The organism is Pseudomonas sp. MF6394, from assembly GCF_002018845.1.
Classification (GTDB): Bacteria; Pseudomonadota; Gammaproteobacteria; order Pseudomonadales; family Pseudomonadaceae; genus Aquipseudomonas; species Aquipseudomonas lactis.
Genome location: NZ_MVOJ01000007.1, coordinates 104,693 through 123,949 on the forward strand (window position 1 = coordinate 104,693; position 19,257 = coordinate 123,949).

Here is a 19,257-nt window from a genome sequence, read left to right on the forward strand (position 1 = left end):
TAGGGTTTTACTATTCCTTCCAACTCACCCACCTCAGCGAGCGACCTATGGACCAACGGATATTGTCCTCTGTCATTCCTTACCCTAAGTTAAGGAGTATCACGATGGAGATCTTCACTATGGCCACCGCCACACTCACTTCAAAAGGGCAAATCACCATCCCTGTCCAGGTCAGAACGGCCCTGGGCCTGGAAACAGGCGACCGGGTGGAATTCGTTGAAATGGAAGACGGCAAGTTTTCCATGATTGCCGCAAGCAAAACCGTCAAGGACCTCAAGGGTCTGATCCGCAAGCCTGCCCATGCCGTGTCTATCGAAGACATGAACCGCGCCATCGCGGCCCAGGGAGCAACCGCTGGATGATTGGCCTGGATACCAACGTACTGGTGCGTTACGTGACCCAGGACGACCCGGTTCAATCCGCTAAAGCATCCCAACTGATCGAATCGCTCACCGCCGCCTCGCCAGGCTTTGTCAGCCTGGTGACGCTTACGGAGTTGGTGTGGGTGTTGCAGTCCTGTTACCAGTCGGCCAAAGGCGACGTGGTAATGGTGCTGGAAACCTTGTTGCACACGCGGGAGCTGACCGTCGAGCACGCCGATATCATCTGGCAGGCACTGCGCAAGTTCACCGCAGGCAAAGCCGACTTTGCCGACTGCCTGGTTGAACGCTGCGGCCATGCGGCAGGGTGCGAGTACACCGCCACCTTTGATCTGAACGCGACCAAGGCAGCGGGGATGAAACGGCTCAGCTAGCCCGCTTTGTTTGTGTAGGAGCGAGCTTGCTCGCGAAAAACTCACAGGCACCGCCTGCAACCTGAATGCCCGCGTAACCGTTGACGTTTATCGCGAGCAAGCTCGCTCCTACAGAGGAAAGGGTGAGGCGGTTTGGTCAGCGTATCCAGCCACCGACCTGCCAATGGTAGCCATCGTTACGCTGCACCCAGTGCGGGTGTACATAACGATAGCCCTGGCGCACCGGCTCCCAATGGCCGTGCACCGCCACATAGCGCCCGCCTTCCCAGCGCCAGTAACCGCGTGACCAGATATAACCCTCGCGTACCGCCGGTTCGACTTCGATCACTTGCACCGGTGGCGGCTGCGGCGCCACCACCTCAACATATTCACGTTGCACCGGCCTGCGCTCATGCACCACACGCTCTTGTACACACCCAGACGCTGCCACCACCATGGCGGCCAATGCTGCATAACGTAGCAACATACAAAACCCTCGGGCGCGAGCGCCCAACACCTGCACTGGTAAAAATCCCCCCTTGTTACAGCCGCGCTCCTGCTTGGCCCTGGGTACTTTTTAACAGGCGGTGTCTGTCAGATTGCTGAACCTGCAAGCCTCAGGAAGTACAGGCGACAGTCGGTCGCTTCAGGCGCACCAGTACCAGCCCCGCCACGACTACGGCAACGCCCGCGTAAGTGGATGCATGAATCACATCGCCAAACATCAACGCCGCCCACACCAGAGTCACCGGCGGCTCCAGGTACACCAGCGCCGCCACATGCGTTGCAGTCATCACCCGCAGCAGCATCCACAGGCTCAAGTAGGCGAGGAAAGTGGAGAATACGGTCAGCCACACAATCGAGATCAGTACGTTGGTGTCATGGGGAATACTCAGGGTGTCGGTGTAGATCACGGCCGCGGTAAAACCTATCAAGGTCAACAGCGACTGGATAAACAGCGGCAACACCAGCCCGCTGTCCTGGCTCTGCACCGAGCGACGCTCGTACAAGGTCGCCAGCGTTAACCCAAGTGCCGACACCAGAGGCAGCAGATACATGACCAGCCCGACACGCTGCCCGCCACCGCCATACTGCCCAGCAATTACAATCGACACACCGACAAAGCCGATCATCAACCCCACCCACTGCCAGCCGCCACTGCGCTCGGACGCCCTGCCCGTCGACAATGCCGCTGTCATCAACGGCTGCAACGCCGCAATGATCGCCGCGATGCCGGGCGGCAGGCCGTTCTGGATCGCCACGTAAACGCAGCTCAAATAGAGGAATTGCGACAGGAAACCAACGACCGCGTGATGGCGGATCTGCTGCCAGGAAACCCTCAGCAAACGCCTGTTCAAAAACAGCGCCAGGCATAGCGAAACCAACAGAAAACGCCAGAAAAGCAGGTTGAACGCATCTCCACCCTGAGTCCCCAGCTTGGCGGCGATAAAGCCTGAACTCCAAGACAGCACAAACAGCGCCTGCAACAGCCCCAACCCCAAGGTAGATCGCTTCATATAGCCTCCCGTCGCTTTGATCGAGTTAAAGGCTAAGGGCGGCGCCCGCTTCTGTATATTTGAATAACCGGAACAACCAATCCGAAAAAATAGAATCATGGCCAAACAACTGAACATCGAACTGTTGCGCACCTTCCATGCGGTGGCACGCTTTCGGCGCTTCAACGAGGCGGCCGAGCATGTGCACCGCAGCGCCTCCACCGTGACCACGCAGATCCAAAAGCTGGAGGAGCAGATAGGCCAGCGTCTGTTCAGCCGCAGCAACCAGGGCGTGGAATTGACCCTGTATGGCCAGAAACTGCTGGGGGAAACCACCGAGTTTCTGAAAAGCCATGACCGTTTGCTGATCTCACTGATGCCCCAACGCATGCAAGGCAAGATCCGCCTGGGCGTGCCAGATACCTATGCGCCCGCCTTCATACAGGAGTTTGTGCCGCGACTGATCGCTGACAACCCCCTGCTGGAGCTGGAAATCGAAGCGCGCACCAGCGGGGAATTGCTGGGTTTATTCATCGCCAACCAGCTGGACCTGACGCTCACCGTCAGCCCACGCCCCCTGGCCCAAGGTGAACGCCTGGGGCCCGTGCAACCGCTGTGGGTGGCGGCCGAGGGTTTCAGCTCGCCGCCGAATGTGCCATTGCCCGTTACCGTGCCCATCGCGGGTTGCCCTTATCGAGCGGCAGCGTTACAGGTGCTGAAAGATCACGGGGTTTACCATCGCGTACTGCTAGAAAGCCCCAACTCATCGGCGGTAGAGGCATGCGTGCGCAGCGGCGTGGCCGTGGGCCTGATGGAGGAAAGCCGCATGGGCGAAGGGCTGAGGCAAATGACGGAGCTGCCAGCCCTCCCCGCGCAGCATCTGTACCTGCTGTGCGATACCGCTAATGCACTGGCACTGCACCTGTACGAGCAAGTCAGGTATTTCAGAGTCTGAACACCGCCCACAAAAAAGCCCGCTGACCGTCGCCGGTTCAGCGGGCTTTTTCGTGGGTGTGGCTTACAGCGCCAGGTCAGAAACCGGCTTGCTTGGCTCAGCCGCAGGCTTGGCAGCCTCGGTGGCCTGTGGAGCAGCCAGCTGCGGGATCGCAGGTGGCGGGGTCAGTTGCAGGATACCGGCGGTGTAGGCCCATTCCTTGGCAACCGCTTCAGGGCTGTCGTTCAGCTTGGTGCCGTAGCTTGGCACGATCTGGTGCAGTTTTTCCTGCCAGGCCGGGCTGGCTACTTTGTCCTTGAACACCTTTTGCAGCACGGTCAGCATGATCGGAGCCGCGGTGGACGCACCTGGCGATGCACCCAACAGGCCGGCGATGGTGTTGTCGGCAGAGCTGACCACTTCGGTACCCAGCTTCAGCACGCCGCCTTGCTCTTCGTCACGCTTGATGATCTGCACACGCTGACCGGCTTGCCACAGGCGCCAGTCGGACTGCTTGGCGTTCGGGAAGTACTCTTGCAGCGCCTTGAAGCGGTCGTCATCGGACAGCATCAGTTGGCCGGCGAGGTACTCGACCAGTGGGTATTCACGAATACCCACTTTGGTCATAGGCCAGATGTTGTGGGTGGTGGTGCTGGTCAGCAGGTCCAGGTACGAGCCTTCCTTCAGGAACTTGGTCGAGAAGGTCGCGAATGGGCCAAACAGAATCACGCGCTTGCCATCCAGCACACGGGTGTCCAGGTGCGGAACCGACATCGGAGGCGAACCTACCGAGGCCTTACCGTAGGCCTTGGCCAGGTGCTGCTCAGCGATGGTCGGGTTCTCGGTCACCAGGAACGAACCACCGACTGGGAAGCCTGCGTATTCCTTGCCTTCAGGAATGCCCGACTTCTGCAGCAGGTGCAGGGCACCGCCGCCGGCGCCGATGAACACGAACTTGGCGTCGGTTTCAGTCTTGGTGCCGTCTTTGAGGTTTTTGTAGCTCACACGCCACGAACCGTCGGCGTTCTTGGTGATGTCCTGCACTTCGCTCGACAGTTTCAAGTCAAACTTCGGCGTGGTTTGCAGGTGAGCGACGAACTGGCGGGTGATCTCGCCGAAGTTCACGTCGGTGCCGATCGGGCTCCAGGTGGCCGCGATTTTCTGGTTGGGGTCACGCCCTTCCATCATCAGCGGAACCCACTTGGCGATTTGCGCCGGGTCTTCGGAGTACTGCATGCCAGCGAACAGCGGGCTGGCCTTCAGGGCTTCGTAGCGTTTTTTCAGGAACTTGATGTTGTCATCGCCCCACACAAAGCTCATGTGCGGAGTGGAATTGATGAACGAACGCGGGTTCTTCAACACGCCCTGCTGAACCTGCCAGGACCAGAACTGACGGGAGATCTGGAACGCTTCGTTGATCTCGACCGCTTTCGGGATCTCAACGTTGCCGTTCTTGTCTTCCGGGGTGTAGTTCAGCTCAGCCAGGGCCGAGTGACCGGTACCGGCGTTGTTCCAGCCGTTGGAGCTTTCTTCGGCCACGCCATCGAGGCGCTCGACCATCTCCATGGACCAGTCCGGTTCCAGCTCATTGAGCCAGACACCCAGGGTCGCACTCATGATGCCGCCGCCGATCAGCAGCACATCGACTTTCTTTGCCTCTTCCGCGTGAACGGACGTGATCCCCATCGACAAAGCGAGCCCCAGCAGGGCAGTGTTTACTTTTTTAAACATCAGTAGCACCTATGATAAAACGCCATCCGCCCTACCGCCCCTGATCATGAGTAACCCTCGTTCACGCTACGTCAGGCAACGTACCGCGGGGTCTGCACAGTCACATAAAGGCTGCAGGGTGGGCACACAAGGCCGATGGATCGACCTCACTGTTATGTCCCTTCTGCGCTGACTTCTTATCATTATTGGCTTCAGCTACCTGGGCGACAGCCAACCGCTGGGACGTATACGGGTGTACGCACCAGGGAAAGACTAGCCCAAGACGGCGCGCAGAATATCACGCTAAACAGCGTTTATGCGCCGTTTGGCCAATTGACAGGCCTAAATCGCGGGTTTTAATGCGCCCCTGTCAAGCCTGGCAGCCGCGACCTGCGGTCACAGGCGTGGAACTCTGCCGAAAATGACGGTTCTAGACACCTTCGTCGCGGCTTGCGTAGCATCGACGACGTCCTTCGTGCACACCCTCCACACAGAGTTACCCATGACAATCCAGCAAACACCCGGGCAGGTACTGCCCGCGCGCAGCGCCGCCAAAATGGAAGCGGCCATGGCCGTGGGCGCTTTCGCGATCGGCACCGGCGAATTCGCCATCATGGGCCTGATGCCCGACATCGCCCAGAACCTGGGCCTGAGCGAACCCCAGGTGGGCCACGCCATCAGCGCCTACGCCCTGGGCGTGATGGTCGGCGCCCCGCTGCTGGCCATCCTCGGCGCCAAGCTGCTGCGCAAACACATGCTGCTGTTGCTGATGGGCCTGTACGCCCTGGGCAACTTCGCCACCGCCTTCACCCCCACCTTCGGCTCGCTGGTGGCCTTCCGCTTTATCAGCGGCCTGCCCCACGGCGCGTACTTCGGCATCGCCGCCGTGGTCGCCTCCAGCATGGTACCCACCGACAAACGCGCCGGTGCCGTGGCCCGCGTGATGATGGGCCTCACCCTGGCCATGCTGCTGGGCAACCCCATCGCCACCTTCCTCGGCCAACACCTGGGCTGGCGCTCGGCGTTTGCCCTGGTCAGCGTGATCGCCCTGCTCACCATCGCCCTGGTCTGGCAATTCGTGCCCCACCGCCACGACGAACAACGCAGCGACCCGCGCAAGGAACTGCGCGCCTTCACCAAACCCCAGGTATGGATGGCCCTGTCCATCGGCGCAATTGGCTTTGCCGGGATGTTCTGCGTATTCAGCTACCTGGCGCCAACCATGCTGGAAGTGACCAAGGTCTCGCCGCAGTGGATCCCCTTCGGCCTCGCCGCGTTTGGCGTCGGCGGCATCATCGGCAACATTGCCGGTGGCAAGCTGTTTGATCGTATGCAGTTCCGGGCGGTGGGCTTGATATTGGTGTGGTCGATGGCGGTGTTGTTGTTCTTCCCCTTCGCTGCGTCTTCGCTGTGGGGCGTGCTGCTGAGCATGGGGTTGGTGGGCACCATGGTCGCGTTGGCGGCGCCGTTGCAGATTCGGTTGATGGACATTGCCCATGAAGCGCCAAGCCTGGCGGCGGCTTCGAACCATGCGGCGTTTAACTTGGCGAATGCGCTGGGGCCGTGGTTTGGGGGGATGGCGATTACAGTGGGGTTGGGCTGGACCAGCACTGGCTACATCGGTGCTGCCACAGCGCTGGTGGGCCTGGGCCTTTACCTGACCGCCCGGCGCATGAAAGGCGGCCACTAACGCCCTACTGGATCAAACTGTGGGAGGGCTTCTTGTAGGAGCGAGCTTGCTCGCGAAAAACTCACAGACGCCGCGTTTCTTCAGGAAGCCCGCGTTATCGTTGACGTTTTTCGCGAGCAAGCTCGCTCCTACAGAAGGCGATGACGCTTAACTGACAGGTATTAGTGCTTGCCCCCCACCCCATCAATCATCATGCAACAACCCCGAACCATACTCCCCATAACTACTCCCCAGCCCACTGCCACCGAAATTCATCTTCGCGGCTTTGTTGGGACTATGGTCACCAAACGCCTGGCACCCGCCTGAAAAGCACGGGTCGCTGCTGGTCACGCTCGATGAAGATGAACAAGCGCTTAACAACAACGTGCCGGTGATCATCACAACTTTGACGAGGTTCGAGATCATGGTTTCAACTCCCTGTGGGCTGGAGGCGCTGGGGGCCTCTCTCAGTAGGGGATCGTAGACCTCAACGGCGCAGGGAATTATGAAACTTTGCTGGAAGACAGCATGAGTTCAGGTTGCCGCCTTGGGTAAGGCGGCAGGGTTGGTTGTTAGGCTTTAACTGAGGCGGTTACAGGCGCAACCTGCTCCTGGACTCGGTCAACAAGCAGCGAGCTCAACTCGATTAACTGCTGAATGCCCAGGGCGATAGCGCGCTGGGAGTCGTCGAGGTCGAAAGCCAAGGTGGCGGCCATTTCGTTGGCGGATGCGAGGTTTTCGGCGGCGTTGGCCAGGAGGGTTTCGGGGTCGATGGTTGGGTTTACGAGGAATAGGTTGTTGCTTGGGCGTTCGACGGGCGCAGCGTCGTCGGATGGGGGCAAGTGATGGTTGATTGCGCGCTGGGCTGCGGCTTGAAGCTTGGAATCAGAGGATGCCGCGTTTGAAGCATAAGGCGGATTAGGTGTGACCTTGTACATGGCGAAGCTCCTTAACTATTCAGGAACTACCAGTCTCACTTCCACATGAGAGGTGGCAGCTGTACGCAGGTGTGGAAGACCAGGGCTAAGGACCCGGCGCACCGAAGTGCCCCGCGCACAGCCGCCGAAACACATGATACAGGCGTAAAAAAACGCCGGTAGGTGTTTGTGACGATTGCGTCTTAGCTTGGTACGGACTTCCACATCCGACCGCTGGTTTTCCAGCGGTTTGGGGAGGTTAGCTATGAGTGATCTGAGGGGCAAGCTGAGAAAAGTGTGGGAAGTTTCCCGATGGGTTTTGGATCTGAGATGAAGGTATGGTGGTCTGACTCCGAAGCGCGACCAATACCTATTATTTGCTGAAAGGAAGCCTAAACTTTTAATACACAGTGGAAGCGAACAACTCCCCCCATTGAACACTCAAGACAATTACCTAAGCAAGCTCCCAAGGTTTATCATTTCTGCCATCGACTGGCTTCAACACCCCATCCTTTCTCATCGCCATTGCCGTCCACCGAACGTCGTACTGCCAAGTAAAGAGAAGCGAGCCGGACCGCTTTATATCAGACTCATAATGGTCCCATATATATTTGGCGACATCCCTCGGCCAACCAACCCCACCCATGGATTTCAACGCGGTAACAACCCAAGGCTTCATATCCTCTCTTGTAATCATAAATACCTGTTCAAATTTACCGAGATATCGTATCAGACCACCATACCGGTTTTGAGTTGGCATAGGAAAAGCAAACGATTCACTCCCAAACACACCTCACCACGACCTCTCGATTCAACCCAGCGTTCCAAGGCGTAAGATGCCCCAAAACCTCCTTTCATCGAGGCTGCCATGACTGGAATATCCCTAAACCTGCCGGAAGACTTATCCAATTCTCTCGCCGACCTAGCAAAAACCAACGGTCAGACAGCAAGCTACCTAGCAATGGACGTTCTTCGCGACTACATCGAGCACGAAAAAACGCTGACCGCCCAAATTGAGCTGGCAGTAAAGGAAGCTGGCCAAGGCAAATTCGCCACCGATGACCAAGTAGCAGCCATACGCGCTAGGCGCTGGAGCATGAATCCGGGTTGAGTGGCTTGAAAAAGCATTCAAAATTTGGAAAACGAAGCGAAATCGCTCTCGAAAATCCAAAGGTAAAGGATGACAGATTTGTCTAATATTAGGGTCTGGCGCCACCCGATCATCACCCAGCCCCCTCCGACCCATTCCTGATAAACTGCCCACCCTTCGCATTCTCCATCCAAGACTCCAATGCCTTCAGCCATAGCTCCACCGCAAGCCCTCTCCCGCCGCTTCTCCGTCGCCCCCATGATGGACTGGACCGACCGCCACTGCCGGTTCTTCCTGCGCCTGCTGTCCAAACACGCCCTGCTCTACACCGAGATGGTCACCACCGGCGCTATCCTCCACGGCGACCACGACCGCTTCCTACGCCACAACGAAGCCGAGCACCCGCTGGCGCTGCAATTGGGCGGCAGTGTTCCGGCTGATCTGGCCGCCTGCGCCCGTATGGCCGAAGCGGCTGGTTATGACGAGGTGAACCTGAACGTTGGCTGCCCGAGCGACCGCGTACAAAACAACATGATCGGCGCGATCCTCATGGCGCACCCTGCCCTGGTGGCGGATTGTGTGAAGGCGATGCGCGATGCGGTGTCGATTCCGGTGACGGTGAAGCACCGTATCGGCATCAATGGGCGGGACAGTTATGCCCAGTTGTGTGATTTCGTCGGCACGGTGAAGGATGCCGGTTGCACCAGTTTTACCGTGCATGCGCGGATTGCGATTCTGGAGGGGTTGTCGCCCAAGGAGAACCGGGACATTCCGCCGTTGCGTTATGACGTGGCGGCGCAGTTGAAGCAGGATTTCCCTGAGCTGGAGATTAATCTCAATGGCGGCATCAAGACGTTGGAGCAGTGCCAGGAGCATTTGCAGACGTTTGATGGGGTGATGTTGGGGCGGGAGGCTTATCACAATCCGTATTTGCTGGCGGAGGTGGATCAGCAGCTGTTTGGCAGCACCGCGCCTGTGATCACCCGCGCTGAGGCGTTGGCGCAGTTGCGTCCGTATATAGCCGAGCACTTGGCAACAGGCGGCGCGATGCATCACATTACGCGCCATGTTCTGGGGCTGGGGACCGGTTTCCCGGGGGCGCGTAAGTTTCGGCAGTTGTTGTCGGTGGATATTCATAAGGCGGTGGATCCGTTGGCGTTGCTGGATCAGGCGGGGGAGTTGTTGGAAGGGCGTTGATTGGATAGCTGCAGGGGGCAGGCTTTTTGTAGGAGCGAGCTTGCTCGCGAGAAACCCATAGGCGCCGCGTTTATTCAGGAAGCGCGCGTTATCGTTGGCGTTTTTCGCGAGCAAGCTCGCTCGTACAGTATTGGGGCCGATGGGGTGGTTATCGGGCAGTTGGGTTGAACCTGCCATCGATTTTGCCCTCCAACTGAGCACCACTGCCGGTAATTCAAACGGCTGTTTTCAGGTTATTGCCCTCGCAAACGACCTAACGCATTTGCGCCCTTGAGCGCCTGCCAGCGCTCGGGTAATGTCACTAGACCCACAGGACAGAGCACGCCCATGACTTCCAAGCTGGAACAACTCAAGCAATTCACCACCGTCGTAGCCGATACCGGCGATTTCTCCACGCTCGCCAAGCTCAAGCCGCAAGACGCGACCACCAACCCTTCCCTGCTGCTCAAGGCTGCGTCGATTCCTGGCTATGCCAAGCTGCTGGATGAGTGTGTGCAGGATTGCAACGGCGATGTGGGCCTGGCCAGTGACCGCTTTGCGGTGGCGGTGGGTCAAGAGATTCTCAAAGTAGTGCCGGGCCGTATTTCCACTGAGGTGGATGCGCGCCTGTCATTCGACGAGGCCGCGATTCTCAAGCGTGCGCACCGTCTGATCGACCTGTACGACAAAGCCGGCGTTGGCCGTGACCGCGTGCTGATCAAGATCGCCTCCACCTGGGAAGGCATCCGCGCCGCCGAGAAACTGGAAAAAGAAGGCATCCAGACCAACCTGACGCTGCTGTTCTCGTTTGCCCAGGCCGTGGCCTGTGCCGAAGCGGGTGTGTTTCTGATTTCGCCGTTCGTGGGCCGTATCTACGATTGGTACAAGAAGGCCAACGGCACCGACTACACCGGCTCCGAAGACCCGGGCGTGCAGTCGGTGACGCGCATCTACAACTACTACAAGGCTAACGGCTACAAGACCGTGGTGATGGGTGCGAGCTTCCGTAACCTCAGCCAGATCGAAGAGCTGGCCGGGTGTGACCGCCTGACCATCAGCCCGGACCTGCTGGAGAAGCTGGCAGCCGATGAAGGCAAGCTGGAGCGCAAGTTGGCGCCAGGCCACGCCGGTGAGGCGCGGGTGCATATGACTGAAGCGCAGTTCCGTTGGGAGTCCAACGAGGACGCGATGGCGACTGAGAAGCTGGCGGAGGGGATTCGTCAGTTTGCTCGGGACCAGGAGAAGCTGGAAGCGTTGTTGTCGGCCAAGCTGTAACGGCAGCTAGCGGCAAAAAGGGCGGCACCTGTGAGGGTGTCGCCCTTTTTTGTCTTTCGACCCTCTTGAGCCAGCCTCAGATCAACCTGTGGGAGCGGGCTTGCTCGCCAATGCGGTCTGCCAATGAATACATCTTTGGCTGAACCACCGCATTCGCGAGCAAGCCCGCTCCCACATTGGAATGTTATTGCAACTGGAGATCAGTGCCGCTCGAGGGCGTTGACGAGGTCGTGGAAGGCTTCGCGGTTGGACTCATTCAAGCCCATCAGGATCTTGTGCGCTTCCAGCACCTTGACCCGCACGACTTCCTCGGACTGGTCCTGGGACGGCAGGTCGGTGAGGCATTCCGGGCAGGGGATTGGGCGGTCAACGATGTTGAACACCTGGTCAAAGCCCATGGACTGCAACAGACGGGTGATATCTTCGTGGGTGGTGACCACGGTCGGCAACAGGCCGACCTTCTGCCGCGACAGAATGGACAACTTGGCCAACAGGCCCAGGGTGGTGCTATCGATGCTGCGCGTTTCGGTCAGGTCGATCACGATCGCCGAAAAGTTCAGCGCTGTGAAGATCCGCTCGATCGTCGCATCCAGGGCCGAACACAAGGTCAGGCGCACTTCACCGACAAATTTCAGGACGAAGGTCCCGTCTTGCTCGGCGAATTGGATTCTTCCGGTACTCATCAAAGATTCCTGCTCAACACCAATAGGGCGATATCATCCGGCATCTCCCCTAGCGTGGCCAATCCAAAAACCTGCCGCAGGCCATCCAGGCTGCCGCCCGCCGACTTGACCTTTTGGGGCAAGGCGGCTTCTTTCTCTTTGAGTGTAGGCTCTGGAAGAAGGTCCAGAATACCGTCGGACATCAGCGTCAGGCTGAAGGTCGGCGGCAGTTCCAGGATGTGGTCTTCGTAGGTGGCTTCGTTAAACAAGCCTACGGGCAGGCCACGCCCTTCCAGGTAGCGCACACTGTCAGGAGTGTACAAAACAGGCATCGGCAGGTGACCGCCAATACTGTAGGTCAAAAGACCGGTTTCTTCGTCGATCACGCCGCCGACCATCGTCACGTGCTTACCCAGCTTGCAGCTGATCAGGCCTCGGTTGATGTGGCCCAGCACCTCGGAGGGGGTGAACTCCGGCAAGGTGCCATTGCGCTTGGACTCAAACAACAGCCGTGTGGTCATGAACTTCAACAACACGGTGACAAACGCCGAAGACGCGCCGTGGCCGGATACGTCGGCCAGGTAGAACGCCACGCGGCGCTCATCGACGCGGAAATAGTCGACAAAATCACCCGAGAGGTACAACGACGGGATGATCTGGTGGGCAAACTTGAATTCGTCAATCGTCCAGGGGCTTACCGGCAGCATGTTCATCTGCACCTGGCGACCGGCGTTCTGGTCTTCCTGTAGCAGGTTCAGGCTGGCTTCGAGTTCGCGGTTGGCGGTCTCGAGCTTTTCGCGGTAGCGCTGGTTTTCCAGGAGCAGGCGTGCACGGTCCAGGGCGCGGCGCACCGAGTGCTCCAGCACGGCCAGGTCTTCCAGGGGCTTGATCAGGTAATCGGCGGCGCCCAGGCGCAAGGCTTCAACGGCATCGTTCATGACACCGGCACCGGACACGACAATCACTGGCGTTTGCGGGGCAAGGTCGGTCACCTGGCGAATCAGCTCCAGGCCGCCCATCTGAGGCATGCGCAGGTCGCAGATCACAAGGTCGGGCTTGTCGCGCTCGAATACCTGGAGACCCTGTTGGCCATTACTGGCCTGCAGGACGCTGAAGCCACTGTCTTCCAAGTAGGCCGCGAGGCTCGCGCGCACTACTTCGTCGTCATCGATTATCAGCAGCGTGGCACTGGTTTTTTGCATGTGGGCAAACGGCGCCAGAATTAGGTTGGCGTAGGCGGCTCGGCAATGGCCGGGCTCACGTACTGGATTCGCTTTCTAGCCTCTCTGTCCTACAAAGCATTGGGATTTGGCCCATGCACAACGGTAAAGCAGAGGTGCCCTTCTAAGGCGCAGACGGTACTCCCATCCGTGAGGGGTTTCAAGCTCATGCCGATGGTCGCCGGGCGTCTTTACACCACAAATCACCGGGAGTTATAAGAACCCTCACAACCACAACGCAAAGTAAGGATGGATGCTGTGAGCGAACACGAGCGCGACTACGCCGAAAAACGCGATTTCATCCGCATGCGAATAGATGCCGATGTGTCTTTGATCCATGCCGGGCAGGAGATTGCCGGTACCTGCGTGGACCTCTCCAGTTCCGGCATGCAGGTGCAGGCACCCCGCCAGTTCACTGTGGGCGACCTGCTGACCGTGCGCGTCGACTCAGAACACGCTGCCCTCAAAGGCCTTGAGGCCGATACAGAGGTGGTGTGGGCCAAGGCGGCCGGGGACGAGCAGCAACTAGGCTTGAAGATTTTGAAAATGCGCTGAAAAGCGCGCACAAAAAAGGCGACCCTATAAAGGTCGCCTTTTTCATTTCAAAACGTCACAGCTTAAAAGTCGTCGACGACCTTGCCGTCCTTGACCTTGAACTCGCGGTTCTGCAGGTAAGCGTTACGAATGAAGGTGTACTTGTCGCCGCTGATCAGCTTTTCGCTGTCGAGCAGGCTGGCGCGCACGTCGACGACGTTGAGGCCGAAGGTGCTGTTACGCCAGCCGATGTCGTTCATGTAGCGGTACGGTTGGGTGTAGCTGTCGACGTATTTGGACGGCGCATCACGCAAGGTGCTTGGGCCCAGCAACGGGATCATCACGTACGGGCCGCTGCCCACGCCCCAGTAACCCAGGGTCTGGCCGAAATCTTCATCGCTGCGCTGCAGCCCCATTTTGGTGCCGACGTCGATAAAGCCCAGTACGCCAAACGTGGTGTTGACCAACAGGCGGGCGGTGTCGACGCCTGCATTGTGCGGCTTGAGTTGCAGCACGTTGTTGGCCAGGTTGCCGACATCACCGATGTTGCGGAAGAAGTTGTGAACGCCGTCCTGCACAAATTGCGGGGTGACGAACTGATAGCCCTGGGCGAGGGGCTTGAGGGCGTAGGTGTCAACGGTGTCGTTGAAGGTGAAGATGGGGCGGTTGACGCTTTCCCATGGGTCATCTTCCGAGGCCGCTTGGGCTGCGAAAGGCGCTAACAGGATGGTGGCACACACCGATAGCTGAGCGAAGTACTGGCTCCAGCGCATAGCTTTTGCTCCTTGAATGGTCTGTCATGGGCGCTATGCCCTGAATAAGGCTGTCAGTATATGACGGAAGTGTCGATTTAGGCAGCTACCTGGAATCGTCTTACGGAAAATGCACAAAATTCCTACAAATATCGACAGTGTCATCCCCTTGTCATGCCGCCCCGATAGCGTTTCAGCTATTTCAGGGACGTTCAGATGCCACACGCCGAGATTGCCGTCGCCGCCGCCCCCTCGTTGACCGCCGTGTTATTTGGCCTGAGTGGCTGCCTGGTGGATTTTGGTTCCCTGGCGCGCACCGACTCACCTTGCGCCGGCGCCGAGGCCACACCGGGGGCGTTGAAAAGCCTGCGCAGCCTCAAAGAACAAGGCGTGCCCTGCGCCTGGCTGGATGAACTGCCGCCCTCGGTAACCACGCCACTGTGCGCCGGCCTGCCTGGCTGGCTCAAGGCCGCCTCGCCCTCCTCCATTCGCTGGCCCGCGCCCCACGCCTGCTGGCAAGCCTTGATGGAGTTGAACATCGAACGCCTGGAAGGCTGCGTACTGGTCAGCGGCGAGCCGCGCCTGCTGCAATCGGGCTTGAATGCCGGCTTGTGGACCATCGGCCTGGCCTCCTGCGGTTCGCTCTGCGGCCTGTCGCCCCAGCAATGGCAGGCGCTCACCGAGCAGCAACGCGAACACAAGCGTGGCAAGGCCACGGTGGCACTCTATGGCCTGGGCGTGCACTCGGTGATCGACCACCTCGGCGAACTCGGCACCTGCCTGGCCGACATCCGCCTGCGCCAGCTCAAGGGCGAGAAGCCCTGATCGAGATCATGCACAGTTGGCCCCAGTGGATTAATCTACAGGTCAGCCCGTAGACCTTTCACGGCGCGCCGCGGTCTATGCCAGTGCCTATCGATAAAAGGAAAGAACGTCATGCCTGATCGCAAAAAACTGGAAGAACAGGTCGAGATCCTGCGCGGGCAGTTGGAACAGGACCCGCCGCTGCCAGTGGAGAAACGCAAAGCACTGGAGGCGCTGATTGCCAAGTTCGAAATGCAACTTGAATTGGAACCGGCGACTCAGACACCCAGTATTTCCGACGATGTGAATCAAGCGGCCATAGAGTTTGATGCTGAACATCCAGTCATCTCTGGGACCTTGCGCAATATCATGACCACCCTGGCCAATATCGGCATCTAACCCAAACCCAAGCCAAACACAAAACCAAATGTGGGAGCGGGCTTGCTCGCGAATGCGGTGTATCAGTCAGTTCATGTGTAACTGACCCACCGCATTCGCGAGCAAGCCCGCTCCCACACAAGCCCCCGTCCACATTGGGATCTGGGTAAGGCTTACTGACGCGCCAGGCGCACGTTCAGGAACTGGGTATTTTCAGTGCTGCGGTACGGGTTGATATCCAACCCACCCCGGCGCACATACCGCGCATACACGGTCAACTTCTCCGGCTTGAGCAAGCGCTGCAAGTCCAGGAAGATCCGCTCCACACACTGCTCATGGAAGTCCGAGTGCTGGCGAAAGCTGACGATATATTCCAGCAGGCTGGCATGATCCAGCGCCGCACCGCGATATTCCACCACCACACTGCCCCAGTCAGGCTGGCTGGTCACCGGGCAGTTGGATTTGAGCAGGTGGCTGTGCACGCTCTCCTCCACCACGCGCGAGTCATCGCAACGCAGCAGTTCCGGGCGCGGGTGTTCGTAGCTGCTGACGTTGATATCCAGGTCGTCAATGCACACCCCCGGCAATGCCATCACGCCTTCGGCCTCGATATCGGCCAGGCTGCGAATGCGCACGTTCACGGGCTTGCCGGCCGCAAAGCTGAGGTCGGTGCGCAGGGTGGCTTCAAGGCTTTGCGTGTCGGCAAACGCGGTCTGGTTCAGCGAGTTGAGGTACAACTTGAACGACTTGGACTCGATGATGTTCGGCGAGTCGGCGGGAATGCTGAACTCACCGATGGCCACCACCGGCTTGCCGGAAGGCAACAACCAGGACAGTTCGAAGCAGTTCCAGAAATCCACGCCCTTGTACGGCAGGGTCTCGGCGCTCAGGCCCAGCTCGGCCCACTTGGCGGCGCGTGGAATCGGAAACAGCAACGAAGGCGTGTAGGTGGAGATGTATTCACTGGACTTGCCCAGCGGCGAATGTTCGGCTGCGGGATGCATGGCGGAAACCTGGCTAAATAAACCGCGCCAGTCTACCAGCCTTTGCCCCCGCCCTTAACAAACGCCTCACTCAACGGTCAGTTTGCCGACCATGCCCGCCTGATAATGCCCAGGCAGGTTGCAGGCGAACTCAAGGCCTGTGGCCTGCTTGAACGTCCAGGTCAGCTCGGCCGTCTTGCCCGGCTCCACCAGCACGCTGTTGGGATCGTCGTGCTTCATACCGCCCATGTCGCCATGGCCCATGGCGCTGTGGTCCATCTTGCCCATGCCAGTGGCGGTCAGCATGCCGCTGGCCTGCATCTGCATCATCTCTTTCTGGTGGGCGGCATGCATGGCCGCGTCGCCCAGGTTGAACTCATGCAGCAACTGGCCTTTGTTGACCAGCACGAAGCGCACGGTTTCACCGGCTTTGACGTCCAGGGACTTGGGCTCAAAGGCAATGTCCCGCAGCGTGACTTCAACGGTGCGCGTGGCTTTATCCGCCGGGGCCGGCTGGCCGAACGCGTAGGTGTGAGTCGCATCCGCCAGTGCATTGAAACTCAACGCCAGCAGGCAGCCCGCCAATAACAGGGGTGTACGCAACGCCATCTTTCACTCTCCACAATAGGTATCCAGCTTGGGCAACACTTTAAGATGGCCTCGCTGCCAGCCAGCTGACTGCTAGATTACAACTTTGTCAGCTTGCGCCCATACCCTGACGAGCACGGTATAAAGCCCAATGTTTTTTTGTAGGAGCGAGCTTGCTCGCGAAGGACTTAAGCACAACGCGTCAAGCCTGACAGCCCGCGTTACCGTTGGCGTTTTTCGCGAGCAAGCTCGCTCCTACATAGCCCCTATCAAGAGCCCGATATGAAACTGCTGATCGTCGAAGACCAACCCAAAACCGGTCATTACCTGCGCCAGGGCCTGACCGAGGCGGGTTTTACCACCGAGCTGGTGGCGGACGGCACCAGTGGCCAGCACTTGGCGCTGACGGGCGACTATGACTTGTTGATCCTCGATGTGATGCTGCCCGGCCGCGACGGCTGGCAAATCCTGCAGGCGGTGCGCAGTGCCGGCCTGGACATCCCGGTGCTGTTCCTCACCGCTCGCGATGCCGTCGAAGACCGAGTACATGGCCTGGAGCTGGGCGCCGACGATTACCTGGTCAAACCCTTCGCCTTTTCCGAACTGCTGGCGCGGGTGCGCACCTTGTTGCGCCGGGGCAGCAGCACGCCGCAGGACACCCTGTTGCAACTGGCCGACCTGAGCCTGGACTTGATCCGCCGCCGCGTCGAGCGCAGCGGTCAGCGCATTGACCTCACCGCCAAGGAGTTCGCCCTGCTGGAGCTGCTGCTACGCCGCCAGGGTGAAGTGCTGCCCAAGACGCTGATCGCCTCCCAGGTGTGGGACATGAATTTCGACAGCGACACCAACATCATCGAAGTCGCCATTCGCCGCCTGCGCCTGAAGGTCGACGACAATTTCCCCAACAAACTGATCCACACCGTGCGCGGCATGGGTTACGTGCTGGAGGAGCGGTTCACGTGATCAAGCGCCTGTCCCTGACCAGCCGCCTGGCGCTGCTGTTTGCCGCCTGCACGGCGGTGGTCTCGTTGATCGCCGGGGTGTTGTTCAACCGGGCCAGCGAGGCGCACTTCATGGAGCTGGACCAGCAACAGCTCGAAAGCAAACTGGTGGCCCTGCGCAGCACCTTGCAGGGTGTCGCCTCACCGGAAGACCTCGCCCAGCGCACCCCTCAACTGCGTGCCGAACTCGATCACCAGCCCGACCTCACCTTGCGCATCACCGGGGCGGGTCAACGTTGGCTGGACGGCGCGCCCAACCTTAGCTTGCCCCAGGCGCCCGGCCTGCATAGCCTGCAGCAGGCGGGCACCGACTACCGCGTCTTCATCGCGCCCTTGACGCCAAGCCAACTGGATTCGCCCCAGTTGACCCTGATCCTCGACATCACCCACCACCAGCACTTTCTGCAACGCATGCAACGCTTGATCTGGCTGACCGTCGGCCTCTCGGCGCTGGCCACTGCCCTGCTCGGCGCCTGGGCTGCGCGCAGTGGCTTGCGACCGCTGCGGCGCATGGGCGAAGTGGCCGCCAGCGTCTCCGCCCACTCCCTCACGCAACGCTTACCCCAAGAGCAAATGCCGGTGGAACTCGCGGAACTGGCCCAAGCCGTCAACGCTATGCTGGCGCGCCTGGACGACGCCTTTCAGCGCCTGTCCGCCTTCAGCGCGGATATCGCCCACGAACTGCGCACACCGCTGTCCAACCTGCTGACCCAGACCCAAGTCATCCTCACCCAACCGCGCCCGCTGGAGGATTACCGCGAGGCGCTGCACAGCAACCTCGAAGAGCTGCAATGGATGGCGCAACTGGTCAACGACATGCTGTACCTGGCCAAAGCTGACCACGGTTTGCTGATGCCCAGCCGAGAAGCGCTGGATTTGGGTGATGAGGTCGACGCACTGTTGGAATTTTTTACCCTGCTGGCGGAGGACGCGCAGGTGACGCTGGTGCGCGAAGGCACCGCCCAGACGATGGGCGATCGCGGCATGTTGCGCCGGGCCCTGTCGAACTTGCTGGATAACGCGCTGCGCTTTACCCCACCGGGCGGTGAAGTGCGGGTGCGGATCGAGAGTGGCGTGACACTGACGGTGGAGAACAGCGGGGAAGGCATTCCTGCGCCGTTATTGCCGCGGCTGTTTGACCGTTTCTACCGAGCCGATCCGTCCAGGCGTGCGGGCAGCAGTGAACATGCGGGGCTGGGGTTGGCGATTACCCAGTCGATTGTGCGGGCGCATGGCGGGAGGATTTATTGTGAGTCGCAGGCGGGCTGGACAAGGTTTGTGATTGAGTTGCCCAAGGGGGATTGATGCAAGCTGGGCCGGCCTCTTCGCGAGCAA

General features: G+C 59.4%; 22 protein-coding genes. 12 read left to right on the forward strand and 10 right to left on the reverse strand.

Annotated features, from left to right (window positions below; all coding sequences use genetic code 11):
• Positions 1–104: 104 nt before the first annotated feature.
• Both MF6394_RS10070 and MF6394_RS10075 read left to right on the forward strand, forming a co-directional pair.
• A complete protein-coding gene (locus tag MF6394_RS10070) occupies positions 105–362 on the forward strand; it encodes an AbrB/MazE/SpoVT family DNA-binding domain-containing protein (RefSeq protein ID WP_032892812.1) in 258 nt (85 codons plus the stop codon).
• Entirely contained in the window at positions 359–754 is a 396-nt protein-coding gene (locus MF6394_RS10075) for a PIN domain-containing protein (protein WP_047710348.1), read from the forward strand. The genes MF6394_RS10070 and MF6394_RS10075 overlap by 4 nt, the downstream gene beginning before the upstream one ends.
• 136 nt (positions 755–890) lie before the next feature.
• On the opposite strand, the gene MF6394_RS10080 is transcribed toward MF6394_RS10075, so the two are convergent.
• Both MF6394_RS10080 and MF6394_RS10085 read right to left on the reverse strand, forming a co-directional pair.
• Positions 891–1,220: a YXWGXW repeat-containing protein gene (locus MF6394_RS10080; RefSeq protein ID WP_047710347.1), complete on the reverse strand. Its 330-nt coding sequence runs from the start codon at positions 1,218–1,220 to the stop codon at positions 891–893.
• 130 nt (positions 1,221–1,350) lie between these two features.
• Entirely contained in the window at positions 1,351–2,250 is a 900-nt protein-coding gene (locus tag MF6394_RS10085) for a DMT family transporter (protein WP_078466612.1), read from the reverse strand.
• Positions 2,251–2,347: 97 nt separating this feature from the next.
• Between MF6394_RS10085 and MF6394_RS10090 the strand changes: the two genes are divergently transcribed.
• A complete protein-coding gene (locus tag MF6394_RS10090; RefSeq protein ID WP_047710346.1) occupies positions 2,348–3,184 on the forward strand; it encodes a LysR family transcriptional regulator in 837 nt (278 codons plus the stop codon).
• Positions 3,185–3,247: 63 nt separating this feature from the next.
• Here MF6394_RS10090 and mqo read toward each other — a convergent pair whose 3' ends face one another.
• Positions 3,248–4,894 carry a malate dehydrogenase (quinone) gene (mqo, locus tag MF6394_RS10095; protein WP_034135222.1) on the reverse strand — a complete coding sequence of 549 codons (1,647 nt, stop codon included), beginning with the start codon at positions 4,892–4,894 and terminating at the stop codon, positions 3,248–3,250.
• A gap of 481 nt (positions 4,895–5,375) precedes the next feature.
• Between mqo and MF6394_RS10100 the strand changes: the two genes are divergently transcribed.
• Positions 5,376–6,563, forward strand: a complete 1,188-nt coding sequence (locus MF6394_RS10100) for an MFS transporter (RefSeq protein WP_078466613.1) — start codon at positions 5,376–5,378, stop codon at positions 6,561–6,563.
• Between the two features lie 183 nt (positions 6,564–6,746).
• Here the strand turns inward: MF6394_RS10100 and MF6394_RS10105 are convergent, their stop codons facing one another.
• On the reverse strand, positions 6,747–6,968 hold the full coding sequence (locus MF6394_RS10105) for a hypothetical protein (RefSeq protein ID WP_078466614.1): 222 nt from the start codon (positions 6,966–6,968) through the stop codon (positions 6,747–6,749).
• 146 nt (positions 6,969–7,114) lie between these two features.
• On the reverse strand, positions 7,115–7,480 hold the full coding sequence (locus tag MF6394_RS10110) for a DUF6124 family protein (protein ID WP_078466615.1): 366 nt from the start codon (positions 7,478–7,480) through the stop codon (positions 7,115–7,117).
• 847 nt (positions 7,481–8,327) lie between these two features.
• Between MF6394_RS10110 and MF6394_RS10120 the strand changes: the two genes are divergently transcribed.
• The 3 genes from MF6394_RS10120 to tal all read left to right on the forward strand — a co-directional run bounded on the left by MF6394_RS10120 (position 8,328) and on the right by tal (position 11,000).
• Positions 8,328–8,570, forward strand: coding sequence for a CopG family ribbon-helix-helix protein (locus tag MF6394_RS10120; protein WP_078466617.1), 243 nt, complete (start codon positions 8,328–8,330; stop codon positions 8,568–8,570).
• Positions 8,571–8,750: 180 nt separating this feature from the next.
• Entirely contained in the window at positions 8,751–9,746 is a 996-nt protein-coding gene (gene dusA / locus MF6394_RS10125) for a tRNA dihydrouridine(20/20a) synthase DusA (protein WP_078466618.1), read from the forward strand.
• Positions 9,747–10,073: 327 nt separating this feature from the next.
• Complete coding sequence (gene tal, locus MF6394_RS10130) at positions 10,074–11,000, forward strand: transaldolase (RefSeq protein ID WP_044272927.1); 927 nt, start codon at positions 10,074–10,076, stop codon at positions 10,998–11,000.
• A 200-nt stretch (positions 11,001–11,200) separates the two neighbouring features.
• Here the strand turns inward: tal and rssC are convergent, their stop codons facing one another.
• Positions 11,201–11,683 (reverse strand): anti-sigma factor antagonist RssC, encoded by a 483-nt coding sequence (gene rssC / locus MF6394_RS10135; protein ID WP_003172602.1) that lies wholly within the window; start codon positions 11,681–11,683, stop codon positions 11,201–11,203.
• The gene (rssB, locus tag MF6394_RS10140) at positions 11,683–12,864 is read right to left on the reverse strand and encodes a two-component system response regulator RssB (RefSeq protein ID WP_014717527.1); all 1,182 of its coding nucleotides are present in this window, start codon (positions 12,862–12,864) and stop codon (positions 11,683–11,685) included. Before rssB ends, rssC begins: the two co-directional genes overlap by 1 nt.
• Before the next feature lie 276 nt (positions 12,865–13,140).
• Here rssB and MF6394_RS10150 point away from each other — a divergent pair, with 276 nt between their 5' ends.
• The gene (locus MF6394_RS10150) at positions 13,141–13,437 is read left to right on the forward strand and encodes a PilZ domain-containing protein (protein WP_078466620.1); all 297 of its coding nucleotides are present in this window, start codon (positions 13,141–13,143) and stop codon (positions 13,435–13,437) included.
• Between the two features lie 62 nt (positions 13,438–13,499).
• Here the strand turns inward: MF6394_RS10150 and MF6394_RS10155 are convergent, their stop codons facing one another.
• Entirely contained in the window at positions 13,500–14,189 is a 690-nt protein-coding gene (locus MF6394_RS10155; RefSeq protein ID WP_032892828.1) for an MlaA family lipoprotein, read from the reverse strand.
• Between the two features lie 195 nt (positions 14,190–14,384).
• Between MF6394_RS10155 and MF6394_RS10160 the strand changes: the two genes are divergently transcribed.
• Together MF6394_RS10160 and MF6394_RS10165 are read left to right on the forward strand one after the other, a co-directional pair.
• Complete coding sequence (locus tag MF6394_RS10160; protein WP_069557147.1) at positions 14,385–14,993, forward strand: phosphatase; 609 nt, start codon at positions 14,385–14,387, stop codon at positions 14,991–14,993.
• A 111-nt stretch (positions 14,994–15,104) separates the two neighbouring features.
• Entirely contained in the window at positions 15,105–15,371 is a 267-nt protein-coding gene (locus MF6394_RS10165) for a DUF4404 family protein (RefSeq protein WP_047710338.1), read from the forward strand.
• 152 nt (positions 15,372–15,523) lie between these two features.
• On the opposite strand, the gene queF is transcribed toward MF6394_RS10165, so the two are convergent.
• Both queF and copI read right to left on the reverse strand, forming a co-directional pair.
• A complete protein-coding gene (queF, locus tag MF6394_RS10170) occupies positions 15,524–16,354 on the reverse strand; it encodes an NADPH-dependent 7-cyano-7-deazaguanine reductase QueF (RefSeq protein ID WP_044272922.1) in 831 nt (276 codons plus the stop codon).
• A gap of 66 nt (positions 16,355–16,420) precedes the next feature.
• Positions 16,421–16,942 carry a copper-resistant cuproprotein CopI gene (gene copI, locus MF6394_RS10175; RefSeq protein ID WP_044272920.1) on the reverse strand — a complete coding sequence of 174 codons (522 nt, stop codon included), beginning with the start codon at positions 16,940–16,942 and terminating at the stop codon, positions 16,421–16,423.
• A gap of 261 nt (positions 16,943–17,203) precedes the next feature.
• Between copI and MF6394_RS10180 the strand changes: the two genes are divergently transcribed.
• Together MF6394_RS10180 and MF6394_RS10185 are read left to right on the forward strand one after the other, a co-directional pair.
• Entirely contained in the window at positions 17,204–17,884 is a 681-nt protein-coding gene (locus tag MF6394_RS10180; protein WP_047710336.1) for a heavy metal response regulator transcription factor, read from the forward strand.
• Positions 17,881–19,227: a heavy metal sensor histidine kinase gene (locus MF6394_RS10185; protein ID WP_044272916.1), complete on the forward strand. Its 1,347-nt coding sequence runs from the start codon at positions 17,881–17,883 to the stop codon at positions 19,225–19,227. The genes MF6394_RS10180 and MF6394_RS10185 overlap by 4 nt, the downstream gene beginning before the upstream one ends.
• Positions 19,228–19,257: the final 30 nt, after the last annotated feature.

What these genes read in the sequence shown, in the direction of transcription:
- MF6394_RS10085 (WP_078466612.1), bottom strand. Translation starts at nt 2,250, where the DNA reads ATGAAGCGATCTACCTTGGGGTTGGGGCTGTTGCAGGCGCTGTTTGTG.
- MF6394_RS10155 (WP_032892828.1), bottom strand. Translation starts at nt 14,189, where the DNA reads ATGCGCTGGAGCCAGTACTTCGCTCAGCTATCGGTGTGTGCCACCATC.
- MF6394_RS10090 (WP_047710346.1), top strand. Translation starts at nt 2,348, where the DNA reads ATGGCCAAACAACTGAACATCGAACTGTTGCGCACCTTCCATGCGGTG.
- MF6394_RS10180 (WP_047710336.1), top strand. Translation starts at nt 17,204, where the DNA reads ATGAAACTGCTGATCGTCGAAGACCAACCCAAAACCGGTCATTACCTG.
- MF6394_RS10080 (WP_047710347.1), bottom strand. Translation starts at nt 1,220, where the DNA reads ATGTTGCTACGTTATGCAGCATTGGCCGCCATGGTGGTGGCAGCGTCT.
- MF6394_RS10165 (WP_047710338.1), top strand. Translation starts at nt 15,105, where the DNA reads ATGCCTGATCGCAAAAAACTGGAAGAACAGGTCGAGATCCTGCGCGGG.
- rssB (WP_014717527.1), bottom strand. Translation starts at nt 12,864, where the DNA reads ATGCAAAAAACCAGTGCCACGCTGCTGATAATCGATGACGACGAAGTA.
- copI (WP_044272920.1), bottom strand. Translation starts at nt 16,942, where the DNA reads ATGGCGTTGCGTACACCCCTGTTATTGGCGGGCTGCCTGCTGGCGTTG.
- dusA (WP_078466618.1), top strand. Translation starts at nt 8,751, where the DNA reads ATGCCTTCAGCCATAGCTCCACCGCAAGCCCTCTCCCGCCGCTTCTCC.
- MF6394_RS10105 (WP_078466614.1), bottom strand. Translation starts at nt 6,968, where the DNA reads ATGATCTCGAACCTCGTCAAAGTTGTGATGATCACCGGCACGTTGTTG.
- mqo (WP_034135222.1), bottom strand. Translation starts at nt 4,894, where the DNA reads ATGTTTAAAAAAGTAAACACTGCCCTGCTGGGGCTCGCTTTGTCGATG.
- MF6394_RS10100 (WP_078466613.1), top strand. Translation starts at nt 5,376, where the DNA reads ATGACAATCCAGCAAACACCCGGGCAGGTACTGCCCGCGCGCAGCGCC.
- queF (WP_044272922.1), bottom strand. Translation starts at nt 16,354, where the DNA reads ATGCATCCCGCAGCCGAACATTCGCCGCTGGGCAAGTCCAGTGAATAC.
- MF6394_RS10075 (WP_047710348.1), top strand. Translation starts at nt 359, where the DNA reads ATGATTGGCCTGGATACCAACGTACTGGTGCGTTACGTGACCCAGGAC.
- MF6394_RS10160 (WP_069557147.1), top strand. Translation starts at nt 14,385, where the DNA reads ATGCCACACGCCGAGATTGCCGTCGCCGCCGCCCCCTCGTTGACCGCC.
- rssC (WP_003172602.1), bottom strand. Translation starts at nt 11,683, where the DNA reads ATGAGTACCGGAAGAATCCAATTCGCCGAGCAAGACGGGACCTTCGTC.
- MF6394_RS10070 (WP_032892812.1), top strand. Translation starts at nt 105, where the DNA reads ATGGAGATCTTCACTATGGCCACCGCCACACTCACTTCAAAAGGGCAA.
- MF6394_RS10120 (WP_078466617.1), top strand. Translation starts at nt 8,328, where the DNA reads ATGACTGGAATATCCCTAAACCTGCCGGAAGACTTATCCAATTCTCTC.
- MF6394_RS10110 (WP_078466615.1), bottom strand. Translation starts at nt 7,480, where the DNA reads ATGTACAAGGTCACACCTAATCCGCCTTATGCTTCAAACGCGGCATCC.
- tal (WP_044272927.1), top strand. Translation starts at nt 10,074, where the DNA reads ATGACTTCCAAGCTGGAACAACTCAAGCAATTCACCACCGTCGTAGCC.